The 22192-nt window shown below is 59.2% G+C and carries 24 protein-coding genes and 3 pseudogenes; 4 read left to right on the top strand and 23 right to left on the bottom strand.

Annotated features, from left to right (window positions below; translation table 11 throughout):
• The 11 genes and pseudogenes from D8U18_RS16010 to D8U18_RS15960 all read right to left on the bottom strand — a co-directional run.
• On the bottom strand, positions 1-564 hold a 564-nt coding region (locus D8U18_RS16010), incomplete at its 3' end, for an iron chelate uptake ABC transporter family permease subunit (protein ID WP_177435029.1).
• A gap of 329 nt (positions 565-893) precedes the next feature.
• The gene (locus D8U18_RS16005; protein WP_056856830.1) at positions 894-2336 is read right to left on the bottom strand and encodes a catalase; all 1443 of its coding nucleotides are present in this window, start codon (positions 2334-2336) and stop codon (positions 894-896) included.
• A 183-nt stretch (positions 2337-2519) separates the two neighbouring features.
• A complete protein-coding gene (locus D8U18_RS16000) occupies positions 2520-2900 on the bottom strand; it encodes a response regulator (protein ID WP_056856920.1) in 381 nt (126 codons plus the stop codon).
• 132 nt (positions 2901-3032) lie between these two features.
• On the bottom strand, positions 3033-3563 hold the full coding sequence (locus tag D8U18_RS15995; protein WP_131107978.1) for a hypothetical protein: 531 nt from the start codon (positions 3561-3563) through the stop codon (positions 3033-3035).
• Between the two features lie 159 nt (positions 3564-3722).
• A pseudogene (locus D8U18_RS15990) lies at positions 3723-4424 on the bottom strand (AraC family transcriptional regulator); the annotation flags it as partial.
• Between the two features lie 21 nt (positions 4425-4445).
• Entirely contained in the window at positions 4446-5900 is a 1455-nt protein-coding gene (locus D8U18_RS15985) for an ATP-binding protein (protein WP_056856918.1), read from the bottom strand.
• Between the two features lie 269 nt (positions 5901-6169).
• A complete protein-coding gene (locus tag D8U18_RS15980; protein ID WP_056856828.1) occupies positions 6170-6430 on the bottom strand; it encodes a hypothetical protein in 261 nt (86 codons plus the stop codon).
• A 22-nt stretch (positions 6431-6452) separates the two neighbouring features.
• A complete protein-coding gene (locus tag D8U18_RS15975) occupies positions 6453-7652 on the bottom strand; it encodes an NAD(P)/FAD-dependent oxidoreductase (RefSeq protein WP_130932000.1) in 1200 nt (399 codons plus the stop codon).
• 223 nt (positions 7653-7875) lie between these two features.
• Positions 7876-8250, bottom strand: a complete 375-nt coding sequence (locus tag D8U18_RS15970; RefSeq protein WP_056856826.1) for a response regulator — start codon at positions 8248-8250, stop codon at positions 7876-7878.
• 99 nt (positions 8251-8349) lie between these two features.
• A complete protein-coding gene (locus D8U18_RS15965) occupies positions 8350-9003 on the bottom strand; it encodes a response regulator (RefSeq protein ID WP_056856825.1) in 654 nt (217 codons plus the stop codon).
• Between the two features lie 102 nt (positions 9004-9105).
• Positions 9106-10560 (bottom strand): ATP-binding protein, encoded by a 1455-nt coding sequence (locus tag D8U18_RS15960; RefSeq protein ID WP_347237904.1) that lies wholly within the window; start codon positions 10558-10560, stop codon positions 9106-9108.
• 415 nt (positions 10561-10975) lie between these two features.
• Between D8U18_RS15960 and D8U18_RS15955 the strand changes: the two genes are divergently transcribed.
• Positions 10976-11950: a LysR family transcriptional regulator gene (locus D8U18_RS15955; protein ID WP_130905085.1), complete on the top strand. Its 975-nt coding sequence runs from the start codon at positions 10976-10978 to the stop codon at positions 11948-11950.
• Here D8U18_RS15955 and D8U18_RS15950 read toward each other — a convergent pair.
• The 8 genes and pseudogenes from D8U18_RS15950 to D8U18_RS15915 all read right to left on the bottom strand — a co-directional run.
• Entirely contained in the window at positions 11926-12354 is a 429-nt protein-coding gene (locus tag D8U18_RS15950; RefSeq protein ID WP_056856822.1) for a nuclear transport factor 2 family protein, read from the bottom strand. The two genes, D8U18_RS15955 and D8U18_RS15950, sit on opposite strands and share 25 nt — an antisense overlap.
• A gap of 27 nt (positions 12355-12381) precedes the next feature.
• On the bottom strand, positions 12382-13113 hold the full coding sequence (locus D8U18_RS15945; protein ID WP_131107977.1) for an SGNH/GDSL hydrolase family protein: 732 nt from the start codon (positions 13111-13113) through the stop codon (positions 12382-12384).
• A gap of 100 nt (positions 13114-13213) precedes the next feature.
• Positions 13214-13528, bottom strand: a complete 315-nt coding sequence (locus D8U18_RS15940) for a type II toxin-antitoxin system YafQ family toxin (protein ID WP_131107976.1) — start codon at positions 13526-13528, stop codon at positions 13214-13216.
• Entirely contained in the window at positions 13494-13784 is a 291-nt protein-coding gene (locus D8U18_RS15935) for a type II toxin-antitoxin system RelB/DinJ family antitoxin (protein ID WP_056856819.1), read from the bottom strand. The genes D8U18_RS15940 and D8U18_RS15935 overlap by 35 nt, the downstream gene beginning before the upstream one ends.
• 306 nt (positions 13785-14090) lie before the next feature.
• Positions 14091-14492, bottom strand: coding sequence for a hypothetical protein (locus D8U18_RS29045; RefSeq protein WP_131107975.1), 402 nt, complete (start codon positions 14490-14492; stop codon positions 14091-14093).
• 113 nt (positions 14493-14605) lie between these two features.
• Positions 14606-15172, bottom strand: a complete 567-nt coding sequence (locus D8U18_RS15925; protein ID WP_130906478.1) for a chorismate mutase — start codon at positions 15170-15172, stop codon at positions 14606-14608.
• A gap of 81 nt (positions 15173-15253) precedes the next feature.
• Positions 15254-15553 carry a hypothetical protein gene (locus D8U18_RS15920; protein WP_056856816.1) on the bottom strand — a complete coding sequence of 100 codons (300 nt, stop codon included), beginning with the start codon at positions 15551-15553 and terminating at the stop codon, positions 15254-15256.
• A gap of 54 nt (positions 15554-15607) precedes the next feature.
• A pseudogene (locus tag D8U18_RS15915) lies at positions 15608-15805 on the bottom strand (thioesterase); the annotation flags it as partial.
• 1 nt (position 15806) lies between these two features.
• Here D8U18_RS15915 and D8U18_RS15910 point away from each other — a divergent pair.
• A pseudogene (locus D8U18_RS15910) lies at positions 15807-15953 on the top strand (helix-turn-helix domain-containing protein); the annotation flags it as partial.
• A 68-nt stretch (positions 15954-16021) separates the two neighbouring features.
• On the opposite strand, the gene D8U18_RS15905 reads toward D8U18_RS15910, so the two are convergent.
• Positions 16022-16345 carry a hypothetical protein gene (locus D8U18_RS15905; protein WP_131107974.1) on the bottom strand — a complete coding sequence of 108 codons (324 nt, stop codon included), beginning with the start codon at positions 16343-16345 and terminating at the stop codon, positions 16022-16024.
• Positions 16346-16581: 236 nt separating this feature from the next.
• On the opposite strand from D8U18_RS15905, the gene D8U18_RS15900 reads away from it, so the two are divergent.
• Positions 16582-18255: a tetratricopeptide repeat protein gene (locus tag D8U18_RS15900; protein ID WP_131107973.1), complete on the top strand. Its 1674-nt coding sequence runs from the start codon at positions 16582-16584 to the stop codon at positions 18253-18255.
• 124 nt (positions 18256-18379) lie between these two features.
• On the opposite strand, the gene D8U18_RS15895 is transcribed toward D8U18_RS15900, so the two are convergent.
• The 3 genes from D8U18_RS15895 to D8U18_RS15885 all read right to left on the bottom strand — a co-directional run bounded on the left by D8U18_RS15895 (position 18380) and on the right by D8U18_RS15885 (position 21149).
• Entirely contained in the window at positions 18380-19072 is a 693-nt protein-coding gene (locus D8U18_RS15895) for an RES family NAD+ phosphorylase (protein ID WP_131107972.1), read from the bottom strand.
• Positions 19066-19470 carry an antitoxin Xre-like helix-turn-helix domain-containing protein gene (locus D8U18_RS15890; RefSeq protein ID WP_131107971.1) on the bottom strand — a complete coding sequence of 135 codons (405 nt, stop codon included), beginning with the start codon at positions 19468-19470 and terminating at the stop codon, positions 19066-19068. The genes D8U18_RS15895 and D8U18_RS15890 overlap by 7 nt, the downstream gene beginning before the upstream one ends.
• Before the next feature lie 92 nt (positions 19471-19562).
• Positions 19563-21149 carry a winged helix-turn-helix domain-containing protein gene (locus D8U18_RS15885; RefSeq protein WP_131107970.1) on the bottom strand — a complete coding sequence of 529 codons (1587 nt, stop codon included), beginning with the start codon at positions 21147-21149 and terminating at the stop codon, positions 19563-19565.
• A gap of 248 nt (positions 21150-21397) precedes the next feature.
• Between D8U18_RS15885 and D8U18_RS15880 the strand changes: the two genes are divergently transcribed.
• A complete protein-coding gene (locus D8U18_RS15880; protein WP_131107969.1) occupies positions 21398-22150 on the top strand; it encodes an SDR family oxidoreductase in 753 nt (250 codons plus the stop codon).
• Positions 22151-22192 lie beyond the last annotated feature (42 nt).

Here is a 22192-nt window from a genome sequence, read left to right as displayed (position 1 = left end):
GTAACTGGCGCCGTTGAGGCTGCCCAGGTTCCAGAAGGTCAGGGTGCGCAGCGTGGCGTCGTCGGCCAGGTAAGTGAACAAACCGACACCTGCACCGGCCATGGCGGTCATCGCCACCCCCGCCAACAACATGGTGGCGACGTTGGTCTGGCCATTGCTGCGGCCGAAGCGATACACCACCGCCGTAACGATCAAGCCACCGGCGAAAGCGCATATCGACAGCAGATACGGTTCGATGGCCGGCGACAAACCACCCAGCATGCTGCCACCAACGATGGCGAAAGCCGCGCCGAGCGCCGCACCGCCAGACACTCCCACCAGGCCCGGGTCCGCCAATGGGTTGCGGAACAACCCCTGCATCGCCACGCCCGACAACGCCAGTACCGAACCGACCGCGATGCCGAGCAAGCTGCGTGGCAGGCGGATCTGACCGAGGATCAGCTGCGCCTGTTGCGTGTCATCGCCATTCACTGGCAGGCCAAGCAGACGCAGGCCGGCAAGCAAGGTATCGCCCAACGGCAGGCTGACCGGCCCGAGGGCCAGCGACAACCAGAACACCAGCAGCAATAACAGTCCCAGGGAAATCAGCATCGGCCTTGGCCGAACGATGGCCGTCATTGGGTGATTCCGGGCGGCTGGCACGGGCGCACATCGGCGCACGCCGGCATTGATTTGGAGTGCATCAGGACGCTTCCTCTGTCGATCTGACGGGGGATGATGCCATCAACGCTCCGTTTGCGTACACGCCGAAGCCCGGTCTCTGGGTCGATATCTTCAACTGTAGCGATAAACCTGCAGGAGCGAGCCTGCTCTCGATTGCCGTGTACCAGTCACCTTTAAAGTGACTGACACTCCGCAATCGCGAGCAGGCTCGCTCCTGCAGGGTCTGGGCTTTACCGGTCGAGTTCGGCCAATGCTCGGGAAACCCCGGCGCCATAAAACGGATCGGCCAGGGTGCAATGGGCGATATGCCGTTGCTGCACTTCCTGAGAGACGCCACTGAGCGAGCGCGCGGTGTTGTCGAACAGCGCTTGTTTCTCCGACTCGGACATCAGACGGAACAGGTTGCCGGGCTGTTCGAAGTGATCTTCGTCCACGCGATGATCCCAATGCCCGGCAGCGCCGGAAATCTTCAGCGGCGGTTCGCGCCAGTCCGGTTGATCGGCCCATTGACCATCGCTGTTGGGTACGTACGCCAATTGACCGCCGTAGTTACCGTCCACGCGCATGGCGCCGTCGCGATGAAAGCTGTGCACCGGGCAACGGGCGGCGTTGACCGGGATCTGGTGGTGATTGACCCCCAGGCGATAACGCGCGGCATCGCCGTAGGCAAACAACCGCGCTTGCAGCATCCGGTCGGGTGAGAAGCCGATGCCGGGTACGACGTTCGACGGCGAGAACGCGGCTTGTTCGACTTCGGCGAAGACGTTTTCCGGGTTGCGGTTGAGCTCGAAGTAACCCACCTCGATCAACGGGTAGTCTTTGTGCGGCCAGACCTTGGTCAGGTCGAACGGGTTGACGCCGTGATCATGGGCCTGGTCCTCGGTCATGACCTGGATGTAGAACGTCCAGCGTGGAAAGTCGCCCGCTTCGATGCTGTCGAACAGATCCCGGTGGTGGCTTTCGCGGTCGCGGCCGATCAGGTCCTGAGCCTGTTCGTCACTCAGATTGTCGATGCCTTGTTGGGATTTGAAGGTGAACTTGACCCAATGCCGTTCGTTGTTGGCGTTGATCAGGCTGAACGTATGGCTGCCGAAACCATGCATGTGCCGGTAGCTGCGCGGAATGCCACGCTGGCTCATGACGATGGTCACCTGATGCAAGGCTTCGGGCAATGACGTCCAGAAATCCCAGTTGCTTTGCGCATTGCGCATGCCGGTGCGCGGGTCGCGCTTGACCGCGTGGTTGAGGTCCGGGAAGCGCAATGGGTCGCGAAAGAAAAACACCGGGGTGTTGTTGCCGACCAAATCCCAGTTGCCTTGGTCGGTGTAGAACTTCAGGGCAAAACCACGAATGTCGCGTTCGGCATCCGCCGCGCCGCGCTCACCGGCAACCGTCGAGAAGCGGGTAAAGATCGGCGTTTGTTTGCCCACCTGCGAAAACAGGCGGGCCTTGGTGTAGCGCGTGATGTCGTGGGTTACGGTGAAGGTGCCGTAGGCGCCGGAACCTTTGGCGTGCATACGTCGCTCGGGAATGACTTCGCGGTCGAAGTGGGCGAGTTTTTCCAACAGCCAGACGTCCTGCAGCAACGCTGGGCCGCGAGGGCCGGCGGTCTGGATATTGAAGTTGTCGACGACGGGAGCGCCGTTGATCGAGGTCAGTTTGTTTTTTGGCATGTCACGGTTCTTCACGTTGAGGTTTTAGTTGGGCAGGAAGAATCAAAGTTTTAACTAAACAGAAACTGATAATGAAAATGTTATTTGTTTCGGTGTTGCAGCGCAGCTTTGCAAACGGCAAAAAAGTGCCTGCTTGAGTCTGAGTTTGTTATACCAAGGTGTTAAGAATTATTGGCCAGGCGGTCAGCATCGAACCTGGCGCTTAAGCACCCTGTCGATACACGCCAGCAATGCATCGGTATTGAAAGGCTTGGCAAAATATCCTTCGGGTTTTCGCACGCTGGCGCTGAACTGCGGTGGCAGGCCAGGCTTTCCGGTAATGAAAAGCGTTGGGATATGGGTGTTTCGGGCCGCCAGCGTTTCGTACAGCTGTACCCCGCACATACCGGGCATCTGAATGTCGGAGATCAGGCAGTCGGTCTGCTCGGGGCCGCTGGATTCAAGAAACGCGTAGGCGCTGTTGTAGGTGTTTACCGTGTAACCGTAAGAACGCAATAAACTGTCCAGCGAGATAAGAATTAGTTCGTCATCATCAACAACTGAAATAATAGCTGAGTTGAACATGTGGAAACCTTGCGTCATTGCGAGTGGCGCTAAGTGGCGCCCGCCATACTTGCAAGATACGCGCTCAAAAAAAGCGGAATAGTATACTTGGGTATGTTTGTTGGTTGATTTTAGATAAATAAAGCAGCGTTCTCAGTACGGCTGTTCCCGGGCCAGGTTGTCCTCGAGCAGCGACAGGAAACGCGCGTTGTGCCGTGCGCACTCTTCAAAGAATCGTTTGCTGGCGGTGTCCTTGTTTTCGATAGCGCTGTCGCAGCAGTCGCGCAGCAAGGCATCAAAGGCTCGCAGGCGGCGCGTACCCTGACAAATCCCGGTCAGGCAGTCGGCAAAACACTGTGATTCACGACAGTCATTCAGGCTGTAGAGCGCCGCGGTTTCAACGTATCCGCCGAGGTCGGTGATGCCGTCGGCAAGGAATTCGGCGTAATCGGCGTTGACGCGTACCAAGCGATGGAACAGCTGTTGCACCGGCAGGAAGCTGACGTTTCGTACTGTCTGCTGACCCCGTTTGAGCTGCGCAAGAATGCCCAGCGTGGTGTTGAGGGTTTGCGTCAACGCGTCGATGATCTCCACACGCTCGCAAGTGGACAGCGACGTATGCGCACCATAGCGACTGATGCGCAGCGGATGACTGACGATGTACAGCTTTTGCAGTGCGTTCATGACAACCGTCCCCGGGTCAGCGCGTCGGCGCGATGAGTTGATTCATTCAAGGTGCCCAGCGTAAATCGATACACGCCTGACAACACTCCTACCTCAAGACAGTGGCGTAGCACATGGGGCTACAGTCGTCATACCTGGGTATGGGCGTCAGCATTGGAATTGCGATTGCAGCAATGCGCCCCAGTGCTCCTGATTGTCTGGTCGGCGGTAATACACCACCATGTGTCGGGCGACCTGCATCGCGACTTCGCGCCCCCCGTCAGCCTCCACGAGCGCCAAGGCCAGATCGATCCCGGCACTGATGCCGGCGGAGGTCCACACCGACTGTTGCTGCACGAAGATCGCTTCCTGATCCAGTTCGACCTGGGGGAACAGGCGCTCGAACCATTCGGCCATCACCCAATGGGTCGCGGCCCGCCGGCCATCGAGCAAACCGGCCTGGGCCAGCAAGAATGTGCCGCTGCACACCGACGCCGTGCGCGTGGCCGTGGCTGAAGCCTGGCGCAGCCAGTCCACCAGCGCCGTACTTTCGGCAAGGATCTGGCGAATGCTCGGGGAGCCGGGGACGATCAGGGTATCGACCGGGTTATCGTCAAACTCGCTCAGCTTCCGGCTTTGCACCACCAGGCCTTCGGCCGACTGGATTTCGCCACCGGTGAGGCTGGCGGTATGCAGCGCATAGCCGGGGAGCCCGCGTTCAGTCATGGCTTTGTTGGCCACCCAGAACACGGTCTGGGCACCAGTCAGGTCCAGCAGACCCATTTGCGGGTAGGCCACGAACACGATGGTGCGCGGTTGGGCATGATCAGGATGCGAGCTTGTTTCATTGATAGACACAGCGAGTTCTCCAAAGCGCCGCATGGCGGCATGTGTGGATGAAGGTTATTCATCGTGATTCGGGGACGTCAGCGGAATCGCAAACAGAAACTGCGTGCCCACTCCCACTTCGCTGGACACCCAGATGCGCCCACCATGAAATTCAATGATCGAGCGGCAAATCGAGAGGCCCATCCCCAGGCCGGTGGGTTTGGTGGTGAAGAACGGATCGAACAGCGATGGCAGAATGTCTTCGGCAATGCCGGTGCCGGAATCGGCGATTTCAAGCAGCGCTTCGTTATCCTGGACCGACGTTTGAATCCGCAGCGTTCGTGCCCGGTCATGCACATTGGCCATGGCCTGGCAGGCATTGATGATCAGATTGATGATCACTTGCTGCAGTTGTATCCGGTCACCGTGGATGTGCGCGCCGGGGGCACCCAGCTGTGCGAGTGGACGAACCTGATGATTGCAGATGTCATGTTGCATGAGCGTCAGTGAGTCACTGACGATTTCGTCGAACACTTCGGTCTGGCGCTGCACTTCACTCTGGCGCGACAGCGCCCGAATGCAGGTGATGACATCGGACACCCTGGCTGAATTCTGAATGATCCGGTCCAGTGAGCGGCGAGCTTCTTCGAGGTTCGGCTCGGGGCGGTTGATCCAGCGCTTGCAGGATTCACCGCTGGTGATCACCGCCGCCAGCGGTTGGTTGATTTCATGGGCAATGGACGCGGCCAATTCACCCATGGAGGTCACCCGCGTCACGTGAGCGAGTTTGGCCTGGGTGTGCAACAGCGCTTCTTCGGAGTGTCTTGACCCGGTCACATCCATCAAGGCACCGACGTACTCAATGCGCCTGCCATGCTTGAACAGTGGGTTGGCGATCATCTGCACATGCTTGATCCGGCCATCGGGCATGACCAGCCGGTGCTCCACTTCAATCAGGCTTTTCTGGCGGGCAGCCTGTTCCAGGACACTGTCGAAAATCGCCAGGTCATCAGGATGTGTGCGCTCGCGGGCCATCGCCAGCGTTGGCGTTTCGCCCAGTGGGTACTCGAAAATGCGCGAGGCTTCGTCCGACCACGACACGATCACCTCGTCATCGATGGCAAAACCGACACTGCCGGTGTGACTGAGTTTTTCTGCACCCAGAAAGAACGCTTCTTTGCGACGCAACGTCTCGGTCGCGCGCTTGCTGCGCAGCGCCAGCAAGGTGATGGTGGTCAGTGCGATCAGGCAGCGCACGAACCCGGCGATCATCCGGTGATCGCGGTAGCCTTCTTCGACGACGAAGGTGGCGCTCAGGATGGCTACGCAACCGAAAGCGACGGCGAGGAAAACCGGAACAGGAAAGAAGTTCGCCGACATGAACACCAGCGTGATGTAGAACAGTGTCGGCGCAACATCCAGCTCAAGGTAAGAGTTGGTAATAAAGATCATGCTGCCGACCGCAATGGCAGCCAGCCAGGCCAAGGCATCTGAAAAAAAAAGTTTCTTGCAACGTTTAATGATAGACATTTGTTCTTCCGGGTTTTTGCTATCGAACGGCAACTCGCAGGGCATCGGTGATGCCGGGCAAACTCTTAGTGAGGGGCGTTGGTGTTGTTGTGCAAAAGCACTACTGAAATGGGCTGTTCAGTTGTCCTTTGGAGCAAATGTTCATCGGGAATTGCGGTAGAGCTGACGTGATAAAAAACGCCCGCCAGAAAAACCAGTGGCGGGCGCTTGGGAAATGTCCCGGTCCAGCAAGGAGTGGGCTGGCCGGGATACGGGCGTTTAACTTCACTTCACCCGGTGAAACCCTGCAGCGTTGTCAGCGGGTTTTGTCGCAGCCGATTGAAAGACAGCAAGCGCATGACATAACCCAGCTTGATGGCTGTCGGACCGAGTATCGTCAAGGCATGGGCCATCACCAGGCCGGGCAGTGACAGATACGCGTCATAGCCGTAAGCCAGAACGGCGCCGATGAGCAGCGCGAACAACCCACCGATCAGCAGTACATGGGACAGCCTCAGTACCCGATACGGATCTTCGAAAAAAGCATACATATCGATCACCTGCGGCTTGGTGTCAGGCCACTGGAATCAATGGATCAGCCGCGGCCAGCGCGGTGGCACGATCTGCCGCTGGCGGGTAGATCCACACGGAGTTGATCTGGGTCTTGAGTTCCTTGGCTTCCTGTTTCACCAATTTCACCTGGCGATCCCAGCCCTCGGTGAACACCGCACCCCAGGTGCCCAGGTCCAGGCAAGTGACGTACTTGGGTTGGCTGTAGGCCATCGGTTCCACGCCCAGCAGTTCGGCGGCGACGTTGTTTCCGGCGTAGCGACCCAAAGCAATCGCGTGCTGGCAGGACATGGCGGCGAAATTGCCCTGATCATCGGTGGCGGCATAGGCCACGTCACCACTGGCGAAGACATCGGCGTGCCCGCGCACTTTCAGGTTCTGATCCACATGCAGACGACCCTGATGATCGCGGGTGCCTTGCACTTGCTCGGTCAGCGAGTGGGCGCGGAAACCCACGGTCCAGATCACTGTGTTGGACTCGATGCGACGGCCATCGGTGAGGGTCACACCGTTTGCATCGACCGAGGCCGTGGTGGCGCCGACCAGCCATTCGATGCCCAGATGTTCCGACGCCTCGACGATGGATGGGCGAATGCCGTCGCCAAGAGCGGCACCGATTTGCGGGGCGCGTTCGAGAACGACCACACGGATGTCGGCGTCATCACCCAGCGCGGCACGCAGGCGCGCCGGCATTTCAGTGGCGGTTTCGATACCGGTGAAACCACCGCCGATCACCACTACGGTATTGCGCGCAGCACTGGCCGGCTGGTTTTTCAGCGCCTTGATGTGCGCTTCCAGTTCGGTGGCGGATTCGATTTCATCGACATCGAACGCATGCTCCAGGCCTTCGAGCGGCGGACGCATCAGCTTGCTGCCGGCAGCCAGCACCAGGCGGTCGTAGCTCAACTTGCCCTGGACACCGGCGACGTTGGTGTAGCCAACCTGTTTGTTTTTCTCGTCGATCACCTCGGCCGAACCCTGAACGAATTTCACGCCCACGGCATCGAACAGATCGTTCAGCGGTGCTTTCATGGTGTGTACATCGGGCTCGTAGAAGCGCGGGCGGATCCGCAGTTCAGCTTGAGGAGCCAGCACGGTGATTTCGATGTCATTTCGATCGTGCTTGTCCAGCAGACGGGCAGCGCTCAATGCGCTCCATACACCACCGAAACCTGCACCGATAATCAAAATTTGCTGTTTCATTGTTTTGCTCCTGAAGAACAATCGAGGGAGAAAGTTGTTGCGATGTAAGCACTACCGCTGTGGCCAATCATTCGCGTAGTGGTAAAAAAAACGCGGCGCAGACGGTTCGGCTTGATCTGCAGCAGATGGTATTCGAGCGGTTTGAATCTGACACTGCTACATTGGGTCAGCGCGAGTATGAGTAAGTATGAGTGGGCTATACCAAGGTATTAACCGGCTGAAGTTAGTTGCGTCGGTTGAGGACTGTTTCGATACAGGCGAGCAACTTGTCGGTGGAAAAAGGCTTGGGGAAAAAGGCAATCGGTTTCTTCGCGCCGAGGCCGGGAGGCCGCTGTGCATAAGGGTTTCCCGTTATGAAAATCACCGGTATATGGATGCCTCGGGCCGCCAGTTGCTCATACATGCTGATGCCGTCCATTTCCGGCATTTGTATGTCGGAGATCAAACAGAACGTCACTAAAAGATCCTCGGAAAAAAGAAACTCCTTTGCTCCCCCGTACGTACGAACCCGATAACCACTGGATCGCAATAAACTGTCTAATGCCATTCGAACGGATTCATCGTTATCGACAACGGCAATCATTGCCTCATTACACATAGTGGTGTCCTGCCTGGTAACGCAGAACACTGAAAAGGCTCTGCGCCATCACTGCAAGATACGCTGTCCCGAAAGGACGCACAGCATACGTGGGTATAGTCACCTGATTGCGGGCTGGGCCGAGATCACCTCGGACATGCGCACCAGATCGGCAAAGGACCGCGCACCCATTTTGCGCATGGCCTGGCCGCGATGGATCTTCACGGTGATTTCGCTCAAGCCGATTTCCCCGGCAATCTGTTTGTTCATCAAGCCCGAGGCGGCCAGCGCCATAACCGTTTGTTCCCGGGCGGTGAGGGTTTGGTGGCGCGCCCGTAGTTCATCGGCATGGCGCTCGGACTCGCGACGTTGTTTATCCCGGCTGTGTGCGGCGCACACGGCGTCGATCAGATCCTGCTCGCGAAACGGCTTGGTCAGAAAATCCACCGCGCCGGCTTTCATCGCGCGCACCGTCATGGCGATATCGCCATGGCCGGTGATGAACACAATGGGCACGTTGATGCCGGCAGTGGCCAGTTCGTTTTGAAAGTCCAGGCCACTGCTGCCTTGTAACCTTACGTCCAGCACCAGGCAACTGACCGTGTCCGGTCGCTGGTACTTCATGAACTCGGCAACCGAACCGAACAACGCGACCCGCAGGCCGATCGATCGCAACAGACTGCCGAGGGATTCGCGCAGCGGCGCATCGTCGTCAACGATGAAAACCATGGACTCGTTTGGGGTAATTTTGTTGAGTGGATGTTGTTCGTTCATTGCTGATTCCCAAGGGGTGGACGCGCAACCGCCGGGGCTGTGTTCCTGGCGAGGGACGCTACATTAATTGTCAGTCCGACAGACGGCACTCATACCTGTGTATTAAATGGCCGCAGCGAAACCCTGATCGTTGGCGACGCGTATCGGCAGGGCAAACAGGAACGAACTGCCCTGGCCGGTTGCGCTGGTGGCCCAGATTCGCCCTTCGTGGAAATCGATGATCGAACGGCAAATGGCAAGGCCCATGCCCAGGCCGTTTGCCTTGGTGGTGAAGAAGGGCGTGAACAACTGCGGCAAGATGTCGGCAGGTATGCCCGGGCCTTGATCGGCTACTTCCAGCAACACTTCGTTGTGTTTGACCCAGGTGCGGATGCAAAGCACCCGTTCGCAAGGACTGACTGCCTCCATGGCCTGGCAGGCGTTGATGATCAGGTTGATGATGACTTGCTGCAGCTGCACGCGGTCGGCACTGACCTGGCCGCCGAATGCGTTCAGTTCGATTTTCGGATTGATCTTGTGATGCGCCAGTTCGCAGCGCACCAGGCTCAGGGTTTCGCTGACGATGTCGTTGAGTGATTCGTTCTGCCGCAACGGGTCGCACTTGCGCGACAGCGCCCTGACCCGACGGGTGATTTCACTCGCGCGGCTCGAACTGGCGATGATGCGTTCGAGTGACTGACGCGCTTCGAGTACATCGGGGTGCGGCCGGCTCAGCCAATTGCGGCAGGCCTCGGCACTGCTGGTGATCGCCGCCAACGGCTGATTGACTTCATGGGCAATGGACGCCGCCAATTCGCCCAGGGTGGTCACGCGGGTGACGTGCGCCAATTCGGTCTGGGCGCGGCACAGCGCCTCTTCGGCTTGTTTGCTGGCAGTCACGTCCATCAGCGCGCCCAGATACTCGAAACAGCCTTTTCGGGTGAAGAGCGGGGTGGCGAACAAATGCAGATGCTTGATTCGACCATCGGGCATCAGCAGGCGGTGTTTGACCTCGATCAGGGTTTCATGACGCGCAGCCTTGTCGAAACCGGCCAGTACCAGCGGCAGGTCATCGGGGTGGGTTCGCTCCAGGAACAACGCCACCGAGGGCGGTGTGCCCGTTGGGTATTCGAGGATCCGGGCCGCCTGTTCCGACCAGCCCATTCTGCCGAGGTCGGCGCGAAAGCCAAAGCAAGCGGTCTGGGTCAGGCGCTGGGCACCGACCATATAGACTTCCTTGTGACGCAGGTTGTCGGAGACCCGTTTGCTGCGAAGCGCCAGATAGACAATGGCCGCCAGTACAGCCAGGCTGTGCAGCAAATCAGTGACGGTTTCCCAGTGTTGGAACCCGCCCTGATACAAGCACATCGTCGTCAGCACCAACATGCAAAACAACGCAACAACGATCACTGCGCTGATCGACAGCAGGTTGATCGCCATCAACAACAGCGCGATATACAGCGTGGTGGTGGTCAGGTCGGTGCGGGTTTCGGTGTTGATCAATATGCAGGACGCCACGATCAACCCCATCAGCCACACCAGGGGTGCTTCCAGCGGCTTGAGACTGAGACCGAGCAAGAGACGAGAGGTCCTTTGGCCTGTGTTGAACAGCATCTTGCTGCAGGTTCCTTTTGCAAAGGGCGGCGTGCGCTCAGGGGCAGGCTTTTGTGTGGGCGTTTCGATCATGCGCGCCTCGGTTTCTTGTTCGGGCTGGGGCGGAGAATCGGTTCAGTATCCTAGAAGCACGGGCGTGCCACACGTTAGGACAAAAAACCCGTGAAACCTGCCACGGCGTCATGTGGCGCTTATATTGGGCATAGGCAAGTCATTCATTTAAATGCGCTTTTTACAGGGCGCTATACCGAAGTATCAGCACACTCACCTAATGCATGATCGTTTTGTCCCCATGTACGACAGACGTTCCGCCACCACACTCATAACCTGTACAGGCACCTTCCCGAACTCAATGGCCGTGTGCCGGGTAGCGAACCTCATGAACAGAAATGACCTGCGTCGTGCCGACATCAACCTGCTGGTGGTTTTCGAAACGATGATGCATGAGCGAAATGTCAGTCGCGTCGGCGAAAAGCTTTTCCTTGGGCAACCCACCATCAGCGGTGCCCTGGGCCGTTTGCGCGTGTTGTTCGATGACCCGCTGTTCATTCGTTGCGGGCGGGTGATGGAGCCGACTGCGCGGGCCGAGGAAATCTTTGCCAACCTGGCGCCGGCGCTGGACGGCATCGCCGCTGCGTTGAGCCGTTGCCAGTCGTTCGATCCACGCACCAGCGATACGACGTTTCACATCGGACTGTCCGACGATGTCGAATATGCGTTGCTGCCACGGCTGTTGCGCCAGCTGCGTATCGAGGCACCGAACATCAAATTGATCATGCTTCGGGTCGATCAACAGCAGATGTCGCAGAGGCTGGTGAACGGCGACATCTCCATGGGCATCAGCCATACCCTCGACCTGCCGGCCAGTGCGCGACGCAAGGGGCTGCGGCAGATTCGCCCGACGCTGCTGCGTTTTGACACTCGGCCTGGACCGTTGGCCCTGGACGAGTTCTGTCGGCGCCCGCATGTCGTGGTGTCGTCCATGGGCAATGCCACGGATGATACCGACCACGCCCTGAGCCTGCTGGGCCGACAGCGCAAGGTGGTGTTGACCGTTGCACAGTTCAGTGCGTTGCCGGGGTTGCTGGCGCAAAGCGACATGCTGGCCATCGTGCCGGATTACGTGGCCAAGGCGATGGCATCGGTGGCGGGCATGCGGGCTGAGCCGGCACCGCTGCACCTGCCGGTACATGAGTTGTCGATGGTCTGGCGCGCAGCAGCGCACGCGGATTCAGGCCAGCGCTGGTTACGTTCGCGCTGCAGTGCGTTTCTCTGTGAGCCGGTCGAGTTGCAGGTGGTGCCCAAGGCCCGACCGGCGTTGCGCAGCGATCAGGCCTTGCTGGCGGCCAGATAGGCACCGAGGCGTCGGCCCATTTCTTCACCCAGTGCCTGCAAGCCGCTGAGCGGACGAACCATCACTTCGAAATCGACGATTTTCCCCTGCTCGTTGAAGCGGATCATGTCGATGCCCTTGAGCTGTTTCTCGCCGACCCTGGCGCTGAACTCGAGGATGACATTCAAGCCGTCGGCGGTCGCCAGTTCACGGTGATAGGTAAAGTCTTCGAACACCTGGGACACCGTGTTGAGGATCATCGATACCACCGGCGCGCCCGGATACGGTGTGTGCGCCATCGGTGAACGGAACACCGCTTGCGGATCCAGCAACGTCGGCAAGGACTTCAAATCGCCAGTGCGGATCATCGCGTGCCACAGGCTCAAGGACTCCGCGGCTTTGGGGTGCAGTTGCAGTTCAGACATATTCAACTCCTGTTTTTTTGTTGTTGTTCAAAGCTTGCCTGATGCGGGTTTACCCAGTTGGCGGGCAATGACCTGCGCGGCGTCATCTGCCCAGAGGCTGTAGATGGCCGGCCCCGGATGAAAACCGTCCCGCGCCATCGAACCGGCCACGGGGGCCAGGTCGGTTGTCAGCATCGTACAGTGATCTTCGCGGCTTGCCAGTTGCGCCAGGCGTGTATTGAAACGCGCCGCCCGATTGCCCAGATACCAGCGCAGCGGTTGCGGCAGCGCAGGAAACAGATGCATGGGCGGGACAGGGGACATCACGATCTGCCTGGCTGCGAATCGGCCGCGCAGCACAGCCAATAACTGTTGTTGCCGGGCGATCCACTGATCAACCGTCAGTGTACTGGTGACATCGTTGACCCCAATCGACAGCAGCACTACATCAAAGACCTGCGGTGGCTGCTGCTCAAGCATTTCAAGTAACGCCTGCGAGTCCAGACCCGAACGTGCCCAGAGGCTCCATCTCACCTGGTAATCCCTGGCCAAGCGACTGACCAGTTGCCCGCTCAAGGCCTCGGCCTGGGTCGACGCCCCGACACCCGCGGCGGCACTGTCGCCCAGTATCAACAGGCGCAGGATCTCTCCACTGCCCGCCATACCCTGGCGCTCCCCCTCGGCTTCGGGCAGTTTCGGCGTAACCCGCCGCGTGTACGCACCCTGCATCAGCAACACGGGGCCGAGCATGATTTTGGCCAGCGCTTCGGTCTTGCTCATGGGAGAGATCCGCAGAAAGGAGGCATAGGTTCGCTTAAAAACCGCCCACGAAAAAGCCCCGAATCAATCGAGGCTTGGTGTTTTTTGCTGGTGTTCGGCGTTATTTGAACAGTTCGGAGTGACTGCCGAGGTCGACAAATGTGAGCAGGTCGGGGCGTGTGTGCTGATAGATCAGCAAGAAGTCACCACCCATATGGCATTCTCGAAAACCGCTCCAATCTCCCGAGAACGCGTGATCAAGGTAGTTTGCTGGTAACGGCTCTCCCAAGAAAAGCATGACCATTACCTGACGAACCTCATTCATATTGCGTCGGCCGGCACGCTTGTAGCGTTCCCACGACTTCTTGAACTCCGAGGTCTGTGCACACTGCTTTGGCAGTTCAGCGCGTTTTTGTTTTTTCTCCGGTTTCGCCATCAACATCCCTCAGCATTTCGTCTATCGAGTCGAACCGCTGACGAATTTCGCGTGCTTCCATCATGGCGCGAGCCGTTTTCTCGGAAGGGACGCGAACTTCAAACGGTAGTCCCTGAGTCGCGACAACCTGACGAAGAAAAAGACGCATGGCGTCACTGATGCTCAAGCCGCACGCACTCAAAACTTCGGTAGCTCGTGCTTTCAAATCCTCATCAATACGGCAACGCACGTCAGTCGTTTTCAGTAATGCACCCATGGCAGTGACCTCATTATTAATTTGTAGCTACATCAGCGCTACCTCCGGCATTCTGGTTGAGCAGGGGGTTCAGGGTCAACTGCAGCATGATGGGTGGTTGAAAGCGTGTCTCCCGGCTGAGTTCCCAAACCGATATTTCAACGGTTACCGCTCGTTTTGAATATCAGCCTGATCCTTGTTTTGTATGGGATGGGGCTCGATCTCGTGCAGGAGATTGCCATGGGCGAAAGTCCCTTTTTCAACGTGCACGAAAAAGCCCGGCTGATCAGGCCGGGCTTTTTTGGCTGTTGCGGTGTAGCTATTTATTTAGGCGACGGTGTTGCCATTCAGGCGGTCGGAACCATCTGCAGCGACGGTGTTGCCTTGCAGGCGGTCGGAGCCATCGGCGGCGACGGTGTTGCCTTGCAGGCGGTCGGAGCCATCGGCGGCGACGGTGTTGCCTTGCAGGCGGTCGGAGCCATCGGCAGCGACGGTGTTGCCTTGCAGGCGATCGGAACCATCGGCGGCGACGCGGTTTTCGATCAGGCGATCGGAACCGCCTTCTGCGACACGATTCTGGATCAGACGATCCGAACCCCCTTCAGCCACACGATTTTCAATCAGTCGATCCGAGCCGCCTTCAGCGACTACAGGTTGAACAGAGGTCGCGGCAAATGCGTTGATTGCGAAAACCGAGAAAGCGATGCTGAGGATGGTTTGGCGTTTCATGATCGTGTGCTCCGGGGTGTTGTTGGTTGGTATGGAGCCAATCTTACGCCGCGCAGTTTTCAAGAGAACTTCATTGAATCAATGGTGACTATCGACGCAGTCAATGGATGCGGTCATTGATCCGTCACGCACAATTCACCGGTTGCGCGGATCAATGCCTGGCCATGCAGGGCATCCTTGATCAGGCTGGCGCGATGTTCGGCCAGCCAGTTAGGGCATTCCGGGTCGACGCGATAGGGCATGAAATCGGCGTATTGCTGCAACAGGCGGACTTGCAGCATATCCAGTTTTGGCCGGATTTGACTCAGGTCGGGCCGTGGCACGTCGGGTGCCTTGCGGGCGGCTTGCCAGACAGCGAGCAGCCCATACTGCACCAGTTTGTTGGCTTCGATCTGCGCCGCAACCAATTCGGCCGCTTCGTCCGGGTCAAGTTTTTGCTGAACCGCCTGCTTGCGGGCGTTGGCAATGACTTGCGCTTCGCGGGCTGTATCCTGGATTGGCTTGCCACTGTCCCACTTGGTCAGCGCCACCTGATCGGCAATATTCAGGCGCTCATTGATGGTTGCCAGTAACGGTTGCAGGGCATCGGGGGCAGGGGAAGGGGCAGCGTGAGCAGCTGCGGCGACCAAGCCGAGCAGGGCGCCGCTCAGCAGTTGCGGCAAGCGTGGGCAGTGGAACATAAGCAAACCTCTTGGGCATGGGATGCGCATCAGGTCTTATGTATCACAGCACAGACGTTGGTACGAAGCTCAATGGTGTAATCAATCTGTTACAGCCGCAGCCAATAACTGCTCGATCTGCGCCAGTTCCCAGGTGCTGAGCAAGCTCACCGGATCGGTGCCGAAACGTTGCCCTCCATCGAAAATCCGCCCGTCCGCACTCTGGCAGCCGAGGCAGTGGCGCAGGCGACCAGCGTCGATATCAAGGCGCAAACGCCAGCCATCGATATCGACCTGCACCATGCCAGGCTCAGATTGTTCATCAAGACGCTGGAGCGAGCGCAGGCCCAGGGCGGCGTCGCGCAATTGCTGGTAAACCTCGCGGGCAGTCAAGGGGGGCACAGGTGTCTCCGGGCAGTGGATGGAGCGACAGGATAAAGTGCACCCCCGCGACTGTCATTCTACGGCCTGTGCCTGTCGAGCCCGCGGTGCCTCTTCGTCCCGCAGATGCAGGCTCATGTCGTCGCTACTTTGTGACCACTCCGTCAGCCACGAAGGCATTTGCATCGACTGTTCCGACAACCCCAGTTCGCGGGCAAATTCGCCGGGTGGCACCGTACCTTTCGCTGCACGGAACAGGCCGCGCATCACCACCCAGTTGCTGGAATCCACCCGCATGATCCTGGACAGCATCACCTACGCCGTGGGCTACGAAGATGGAAACTCGTTCCGCAGGCTCTTGCGCCAGCACGTGGGCTTGTTGCCGGCGGCGTACCGCAAGAAGTTCCCATCGGTCGCATGATGCCGCACACGAAAAAGCCCGGCTGATCAGGCCGGGCTTTTTGCTGGGTACCGCGATGTTGCGATTGATTATGCAACGGTATTGCCTTGCAGGCGGTCGGAGCCATCAGCGGCTACTTCGTTACCTTTCAGGCGGTCGGAGCCATCGGCGGCTACTTCGTTACTTTTCAAACGATCCGAACCATCGGCAGCGACGCGGTTTTCGATCAGGCGATCAGAGCCGCCTTCAGCGACACGATTCTGGATCAAACGATCCGAACCCCCTTCAGCCACACGGCTTTCGATCAGTCGATCCGAGCCGCCTTCAGCGACGACGGGTTGAACAGAAGTCGCGGCAAATGCGTTAACTGCGAAAACCGAGAAAGCGATGCTGAGGATGGTTTGGCGTTTCATGATCGTGTGCTCCGGGGTGTTGTTGGTTGGTATGGAGCTGATGTTACGCCGCGCAGTTTTTAAGAGAACTTCATTGAAGTGATGGTGGACATCGACGGCATTGATAGAGCGAACGAGCTACCTCCCGTGGGCGTGATGATGCGGCCTGACCTGTCGTCGGCTGCACTGCCTGGGCACAAGCGTGGGGGTATCCTGTTTCTTCGCGGGTTTCACGCTCTGATCGGGAGGGTAAACCGATGCATGACTACTACGATTTGGGCACCTACAGCCGCCCGGTGACAACGAGTTCGCCACAAGCCCAGCTCTGGTTCGACCGCGGCCTGATGTGGTGCTACGGCTACAACCACGACGAGGCCATCCGCTGCTTTCACAAAGCCCTCGAACATGACCGCGAATGTGCGATGGCTTACTGGGGGATCGCCTATGCCTGCGGCCCCAACTACAACAAGCGTTGGGATGCTTTCATCGAGCAGGAACTCAAGGAGGCCGTGGCCCAGGCCCGGTTGGCGACGCAAATTGCATTGGTGCACCTGGACGGCGCAACGGCGGTGGAACAGGCGCTGATTCGCGCACTGCAGCAACGCTATCAGTCCGAGCAGGCCACGACCCTCGACGAACTCCTCACCTGGAACGATGCTTACGCCGCCGCCATGCGTGAGGTCTACCAAGCCTTTCCCGACGATCCGGATGTCACGGCACTGTTCGCTGAAGCGTTGATCGACCGCACGCCCTGGCAACTCTGGGATCTGAAAACCGGCACTCCGGCCCCCGGCGCCGACACGCTGGAAACTGTGGCCGTGCTGGAGCAGGCGCTGCAGCGCATGACTCCGAAGGGTGAGACACCGCACCCCGGCGTGCTGCATATGTATGTGCATACCATGGAAATGTCGCCGTACCCGGAACGGGCACTGCGCGCCGGCGACATGCTGCGGGACCTGGTGCCGGACGCCGGTCATTTGCGCCACATGCCGTCGCACATCGACGTGCTGTGCGGCGATTACCGTGGCGCGATGATCACCAACAGCCGCGCGATCGAGGTCGACAGCCAATACCTGGCGCAAGAAGGCCCGCTCAATTTCTACACCCTGTACCGATGCCACAACTACCACTTCAAACTCTATGCAGCGATGTTTCTCGGCCAGTATCAACCGGCGCTGGACGCTGCCGAACAGATGAGCGCGACGATCAAGGAAGAACTGCTGCGCGTTGAGCAACCGCCCATGGCCGACTGGCTGGAAGGCTTCGTTTCGATGAAGCTGCACGTGCAGATCCGCTTCGGCAAATGGCAGGACATTCTCGCAACGCCGTTACCCCACGATCCGGCGTTGTACTGCGTGACCACCGCCATGCTGCATTACGCCAAAGGCGTGGCGCACGCGGCGTGCGGGCAGGTCGCTGCCGCTGAAGCCGAACAGCAGCACTTCCTCGAAGCCTGGGCACGGGTGCCGGACACCCGCTACCTGTTCAACAACACCTGCAACGACATCCTGGCCGTGGCCGGGGGCATGTTGCGCGGGGAAATCGAGTACCGCAAAGGTCATGTGGACGAGGCCTTCGCCCACCTGCGCGAGGCACAAGCGCTGGACGATCACTTGCCGTACGACGAGCCTTGGGGCTGGATGCAACCGGTACGCCACGCGCTTGGCGCCCTGTTGCTTGAGCAAGGCAGGGTAGAAGAAGCCTTGCAGGCCTATCGCGCCGATCTGGGACTGGATAACACACTCAGCCGGGCAACCTGGCATCTGGACAATGTCTGGAGCCTGCATGGTTACGTCGAGTGCCTGACGCGGCTGGGCCGCGAAGCAGAAGCGGCGGCTGCAAAAATTCGCCTGGACCTGGCCATGGCCCGTGCCGATGTGGAGATATCGGCATCCTGTTTTTGCCGGGTCGGTCAGCGCTGCTGTCACTGAATTGTCCGATCGACAGGCAAAAAAAAGCCGCCTCGAAAGGCAGCAGAAAAAAAGCACGCGGTGTATGGCCAGAGTATGACCTTCACAAGGTTACAGAACGGTGACAGTTGCATGTCCGCCCGGCTCAAGCCTCGCTGATCTGGCTGACGCTGGTGATCTGGCCGTTCCAGACCATCTCGTAATGGGCAGTCTGGATGATCGACGACACAGGTTTGGGCGTCATCAATGCCCAGCAAAAACTGCCCGGCAGACGCACAGAGTGGTAGCGCAGCCCGGGGCAGCGAGCCTTCTTGATGTCCCGGCCCAGCACCCGGGAATGGCTGTAATCGTCCGGTGCATAGATCGGATCGTTGGTCGGCAGGGCGGCAGCGTCCTTCATCCCCGCATCGACAAAGGTGCAGGTCAGCCCGCGAAACACAAAGCGCTCATAGTTCAGACTTGGCACCTTCGACCAGTACAGGCTCTGGTGATGCCGCACCTCGGCCAGTGCGGTTTCCATCGAGTCTGCCAGGTACAGCACCCCGAAACTGCCATCGCTAAACCGCGAACCGGCGGGGTTGACGTGGGTAAAAGGCGCCGTCGCGTAGGAACATCCAGGGATGCCGAACGGAATTTCCCGTCGTGGAATCAACTCCAGCTGGCCCACTTCATTCTTCAGCCGTGGATTGGTCAGCGCCTGAATCTCGAACAGCACGTCGAACTCGTCTGCGTCAGCCACGTCTTCGAACAAGGCAATCGGCGGAAACTTCGAGTTGACCAGCCGATACGCCTGCAACGGCTTGCCGGCAAACACCGGCAGCTCAGCCACCTTCACCACTGCGCGCCACGCAGCACATCAATGCGCCGGAAGGTTTCGTACAACGAAATCATGTCGCCCTGGGCCATGATCTCCAGCGGGCTGCGGCCATTGAAAAACTCGTTGTCATTGGCCATCGACGGGAAACCGTAGACGTTCTCGGGGTTATCGAACACCAGGCGCAGGGTGGCGTGAATGTTCAGCACAAAACTGATGCGCTGCATCTGGTCTGCATCCAGCGCCACTGACCAGTCAGGGTCACGCTGCCGTGCGCGGGTGTAGGTGCTGCGGGAAATGCGCAGAATGTGACACGCCTGCTCGCTGCCGGCGTGCCATTTTTCCAAAATGCTCACGGCGGCACGCAGCCCGGTGACGCACTGGTTTTTGCTGAACGATTGCGCTTGCGCGGCGACGGCCATGTTCGTTACCTGTTTGAATCCATAGACACAAAACTAGGCATTATGAATCTATAGATCAAGTGGCATGCGACCAGCGGCCTAAGGGCTGTCTGTCACTCCGGCATGCCCGCCAACCGCAGTCCGTCGGCGAACAGCGCGAGATCCACAGGCCGCTGGATCGGCAGCCAGTCCTGGAGGTTGCACAGGCGCAACGTTGGGTCCTGCTCACGCAGGCGTTGCATCGCCAGTGTCGCCTTATCCATCCGGTCGCCGAAGGCATGGCTGGCCGCCAGCAACGCCGCGGCGGGAAGCAGGCTGGGCAGGTTGCCCAGTGCCTTTTCCGCCCAGTGGGCGGCGGCATCGAATTGACCGGCGAAGAAATTCGCGAGCGCCATCCCGACTTGCATTCTGAACATTTCCGGATCCAGCGGACTCAAGCGCACGGCATGGCTCAAATCCTTGATGGCCATGTCTGTTTCACCGTGCAATGCGCGCAGGATGCCGCCCAGGTACCAGGCGGGTGCCAGATTGGGATTGAGCAGCCTGGCCCTGTCCAGCAGGGCGATGCCGCTGTCCACTTCACCCGCGAGATGGGCCAGTGCATGGCCGCCACGGGTCAATGCAACCGCATCATCGCGGCCCAAAGCCACCGCCAGGCGCGCCAGGCGTATGCCCTCGGCGATCTCGCCAGGTCGATCGGCCATCCAGCCATTGAGCTTGCGCCAGAAGTGGCACCAGGCGGCCATGCCATAGGCCGAGGAAAATTCCGGGTCGAGCTCGATCGCTGTGTAGAACATCGGCAACGCCTGCTCGATGGCTTCGCGGCTGCCGCTGTGCAGATTGGCCATGGCGCGCAAATAGTAATCGTAGGCGCCCAGGCTTTCCGTCGGCTTGCGTTTGGCGCGCTCGATTTCTGCCTGTTCCAGTTGCGGCGCGATGGCGCCGACCACGCTTTCGGTGATGCGATCCTGCAACTCGAAGATGTCGTCGAGCAAACCTTCGAAGCGCTCCGCCCAGATATGCGTCCCGCTTGTCGCGTCGATCAGCTGTCCGGTGATGCGCACCTTGTTTGCGCATTTGCGCACGCTGCCTTCAAGCACATAACGCACTCCCAATTCCTGGCCTACACCCTGAGCGTCCACTGACCGGCCCTTGTAGGTGAAGCTGGAGTTGCGCGCGATGACGAACAGCCAGCGGATACGCGACAGCGCGGCGATGATGTCTTCCACGACGCCGTCAGCGAAGTATTCCTGCTCCGGATCGCCGCTCAGGTTATGGAAAGGCAGGACCGTAATCGAGGGTTTGTCCGGCAGGGCGAGAACAGCAGGGGATGCTTGCCTGGGGGGCACGGGCTGTCGATCAAGGTCGGCTGGTGGCGCTTGTCCGCTGTCGTCGACCCTGACCTGTCCGACGAAACGGTAACCCTTGCGGGCAATCGTGCGCACCAGACGCTGTTCTTCGCCGGTATCGCCGATAGCCTTGCGCACCGCGTTGATGTGGCTGGTGATCGTCGACTCCGAAACGATCCGCCCGCTCCACACCCCTTCGAGCAACTCGTCCTTGCTGACCACGCGATCGGGGTTGCTGACCAACAGCAGCAACAGGTCGAAGACCTGCGGGCCGACAGCGACGGCCTGCCCGCGCAAAGTCAGTTCCCGGCGATCCTGATTGAGCACGAAATCATCAAATGCGAACTGCAACGTGAGCTTCCCCTGGCGCAGCGCCTTCGACTCCGTGTCCCAGGCGATTGTCGATTGAACGTTAATGATACGGCAGCTCAAAAGCCGCTGCACCGTCTGCGATCCGGGCGGTTGGACAGCCGCTTTGGACATAAATCCAAGGATTCGCCAAGACAAAGCCAAGGCCGGCGCAAGGACTCGGTCCGGATGCCCAGGCATTCTTGTTCCACACCGACGCAACGGTTGCAGTCGACAAATGGAGAAAACCCATGAAGATCGTCGTCATCGGAGGCTCCGGCCTCATCGGATCGAAACTTGTGAACATCCTTCAGGAACGCGGGCATGACGTGCTCGCCGCCAGCCCGAGCACAGGCGTGAACAGCATCACCCGCGAAGGTCTGGCCGAAGCGATGGATGGTGCTGATGTCGTGGTGGACGTGGCGAACGCGCCGTCGTGGGAAGACCAGGCCGTTCTCGATTTCTTCGAGACCTCGAGCCGCAACCTGCTGGCCGCCGAAGCGGCTGCCGGGGTTCGCCATCATGTCGCGTTGTCGATTGTCGGCACTGATCGGTTGCCCGATAACGGTTACTTCCGGGCCAAGGTCGCGCAAGAAAAACTGATCAAGGCGTCCGGCATTCCTTACACGCTGCTGCGGGCCACGCAGTTCTTCGAGTTCATCGGCGGCATTGCCCAATCGTTCGCCGTCGGTGACGCGATTTACGCTTCGCCGGCGCTGATTCAGCCAATGGCGTCTGATGACGTCGTGGCGGCGCTGGCCGATGTAGTGCTGGCGGCACCGGTCAATGGCACGGTCGAAGTCGCAGGTCCCGAAGCCTTGCCGATCGACGAACTGGTCAGGCGCTTCCTGCGGGCCACCCAGGACAACCGCAAGGTCGTTGCGGACGTGAACGCACGTTACTTCGGCTCCGTGCTCGACGACCAATCGCTGACCGCCGGCAAGAACGCACGCCTGGGCGCCATCCGCTTCGAAGACTGGCTCGCTCAGTCCTCGACCCGATAACCCTGCGCATCATCACTTTCGCATCCACGAAGGAGCAATCAC

This window comes from Pseudomonas sp. Sample_10, from assembly GCF_004321495.1.
Classification (GTDB): domain Bacteria; phylum Pseudomonadota; class Gammaproteobacteria; order Pseudomonadales; family Pseudomonadaceae; genus Aquipseudomonas.
Note: the sequence above shows the minus strand (reverse complement) of the source record. Positions and strands in the feature narration are given on the sequence as shown.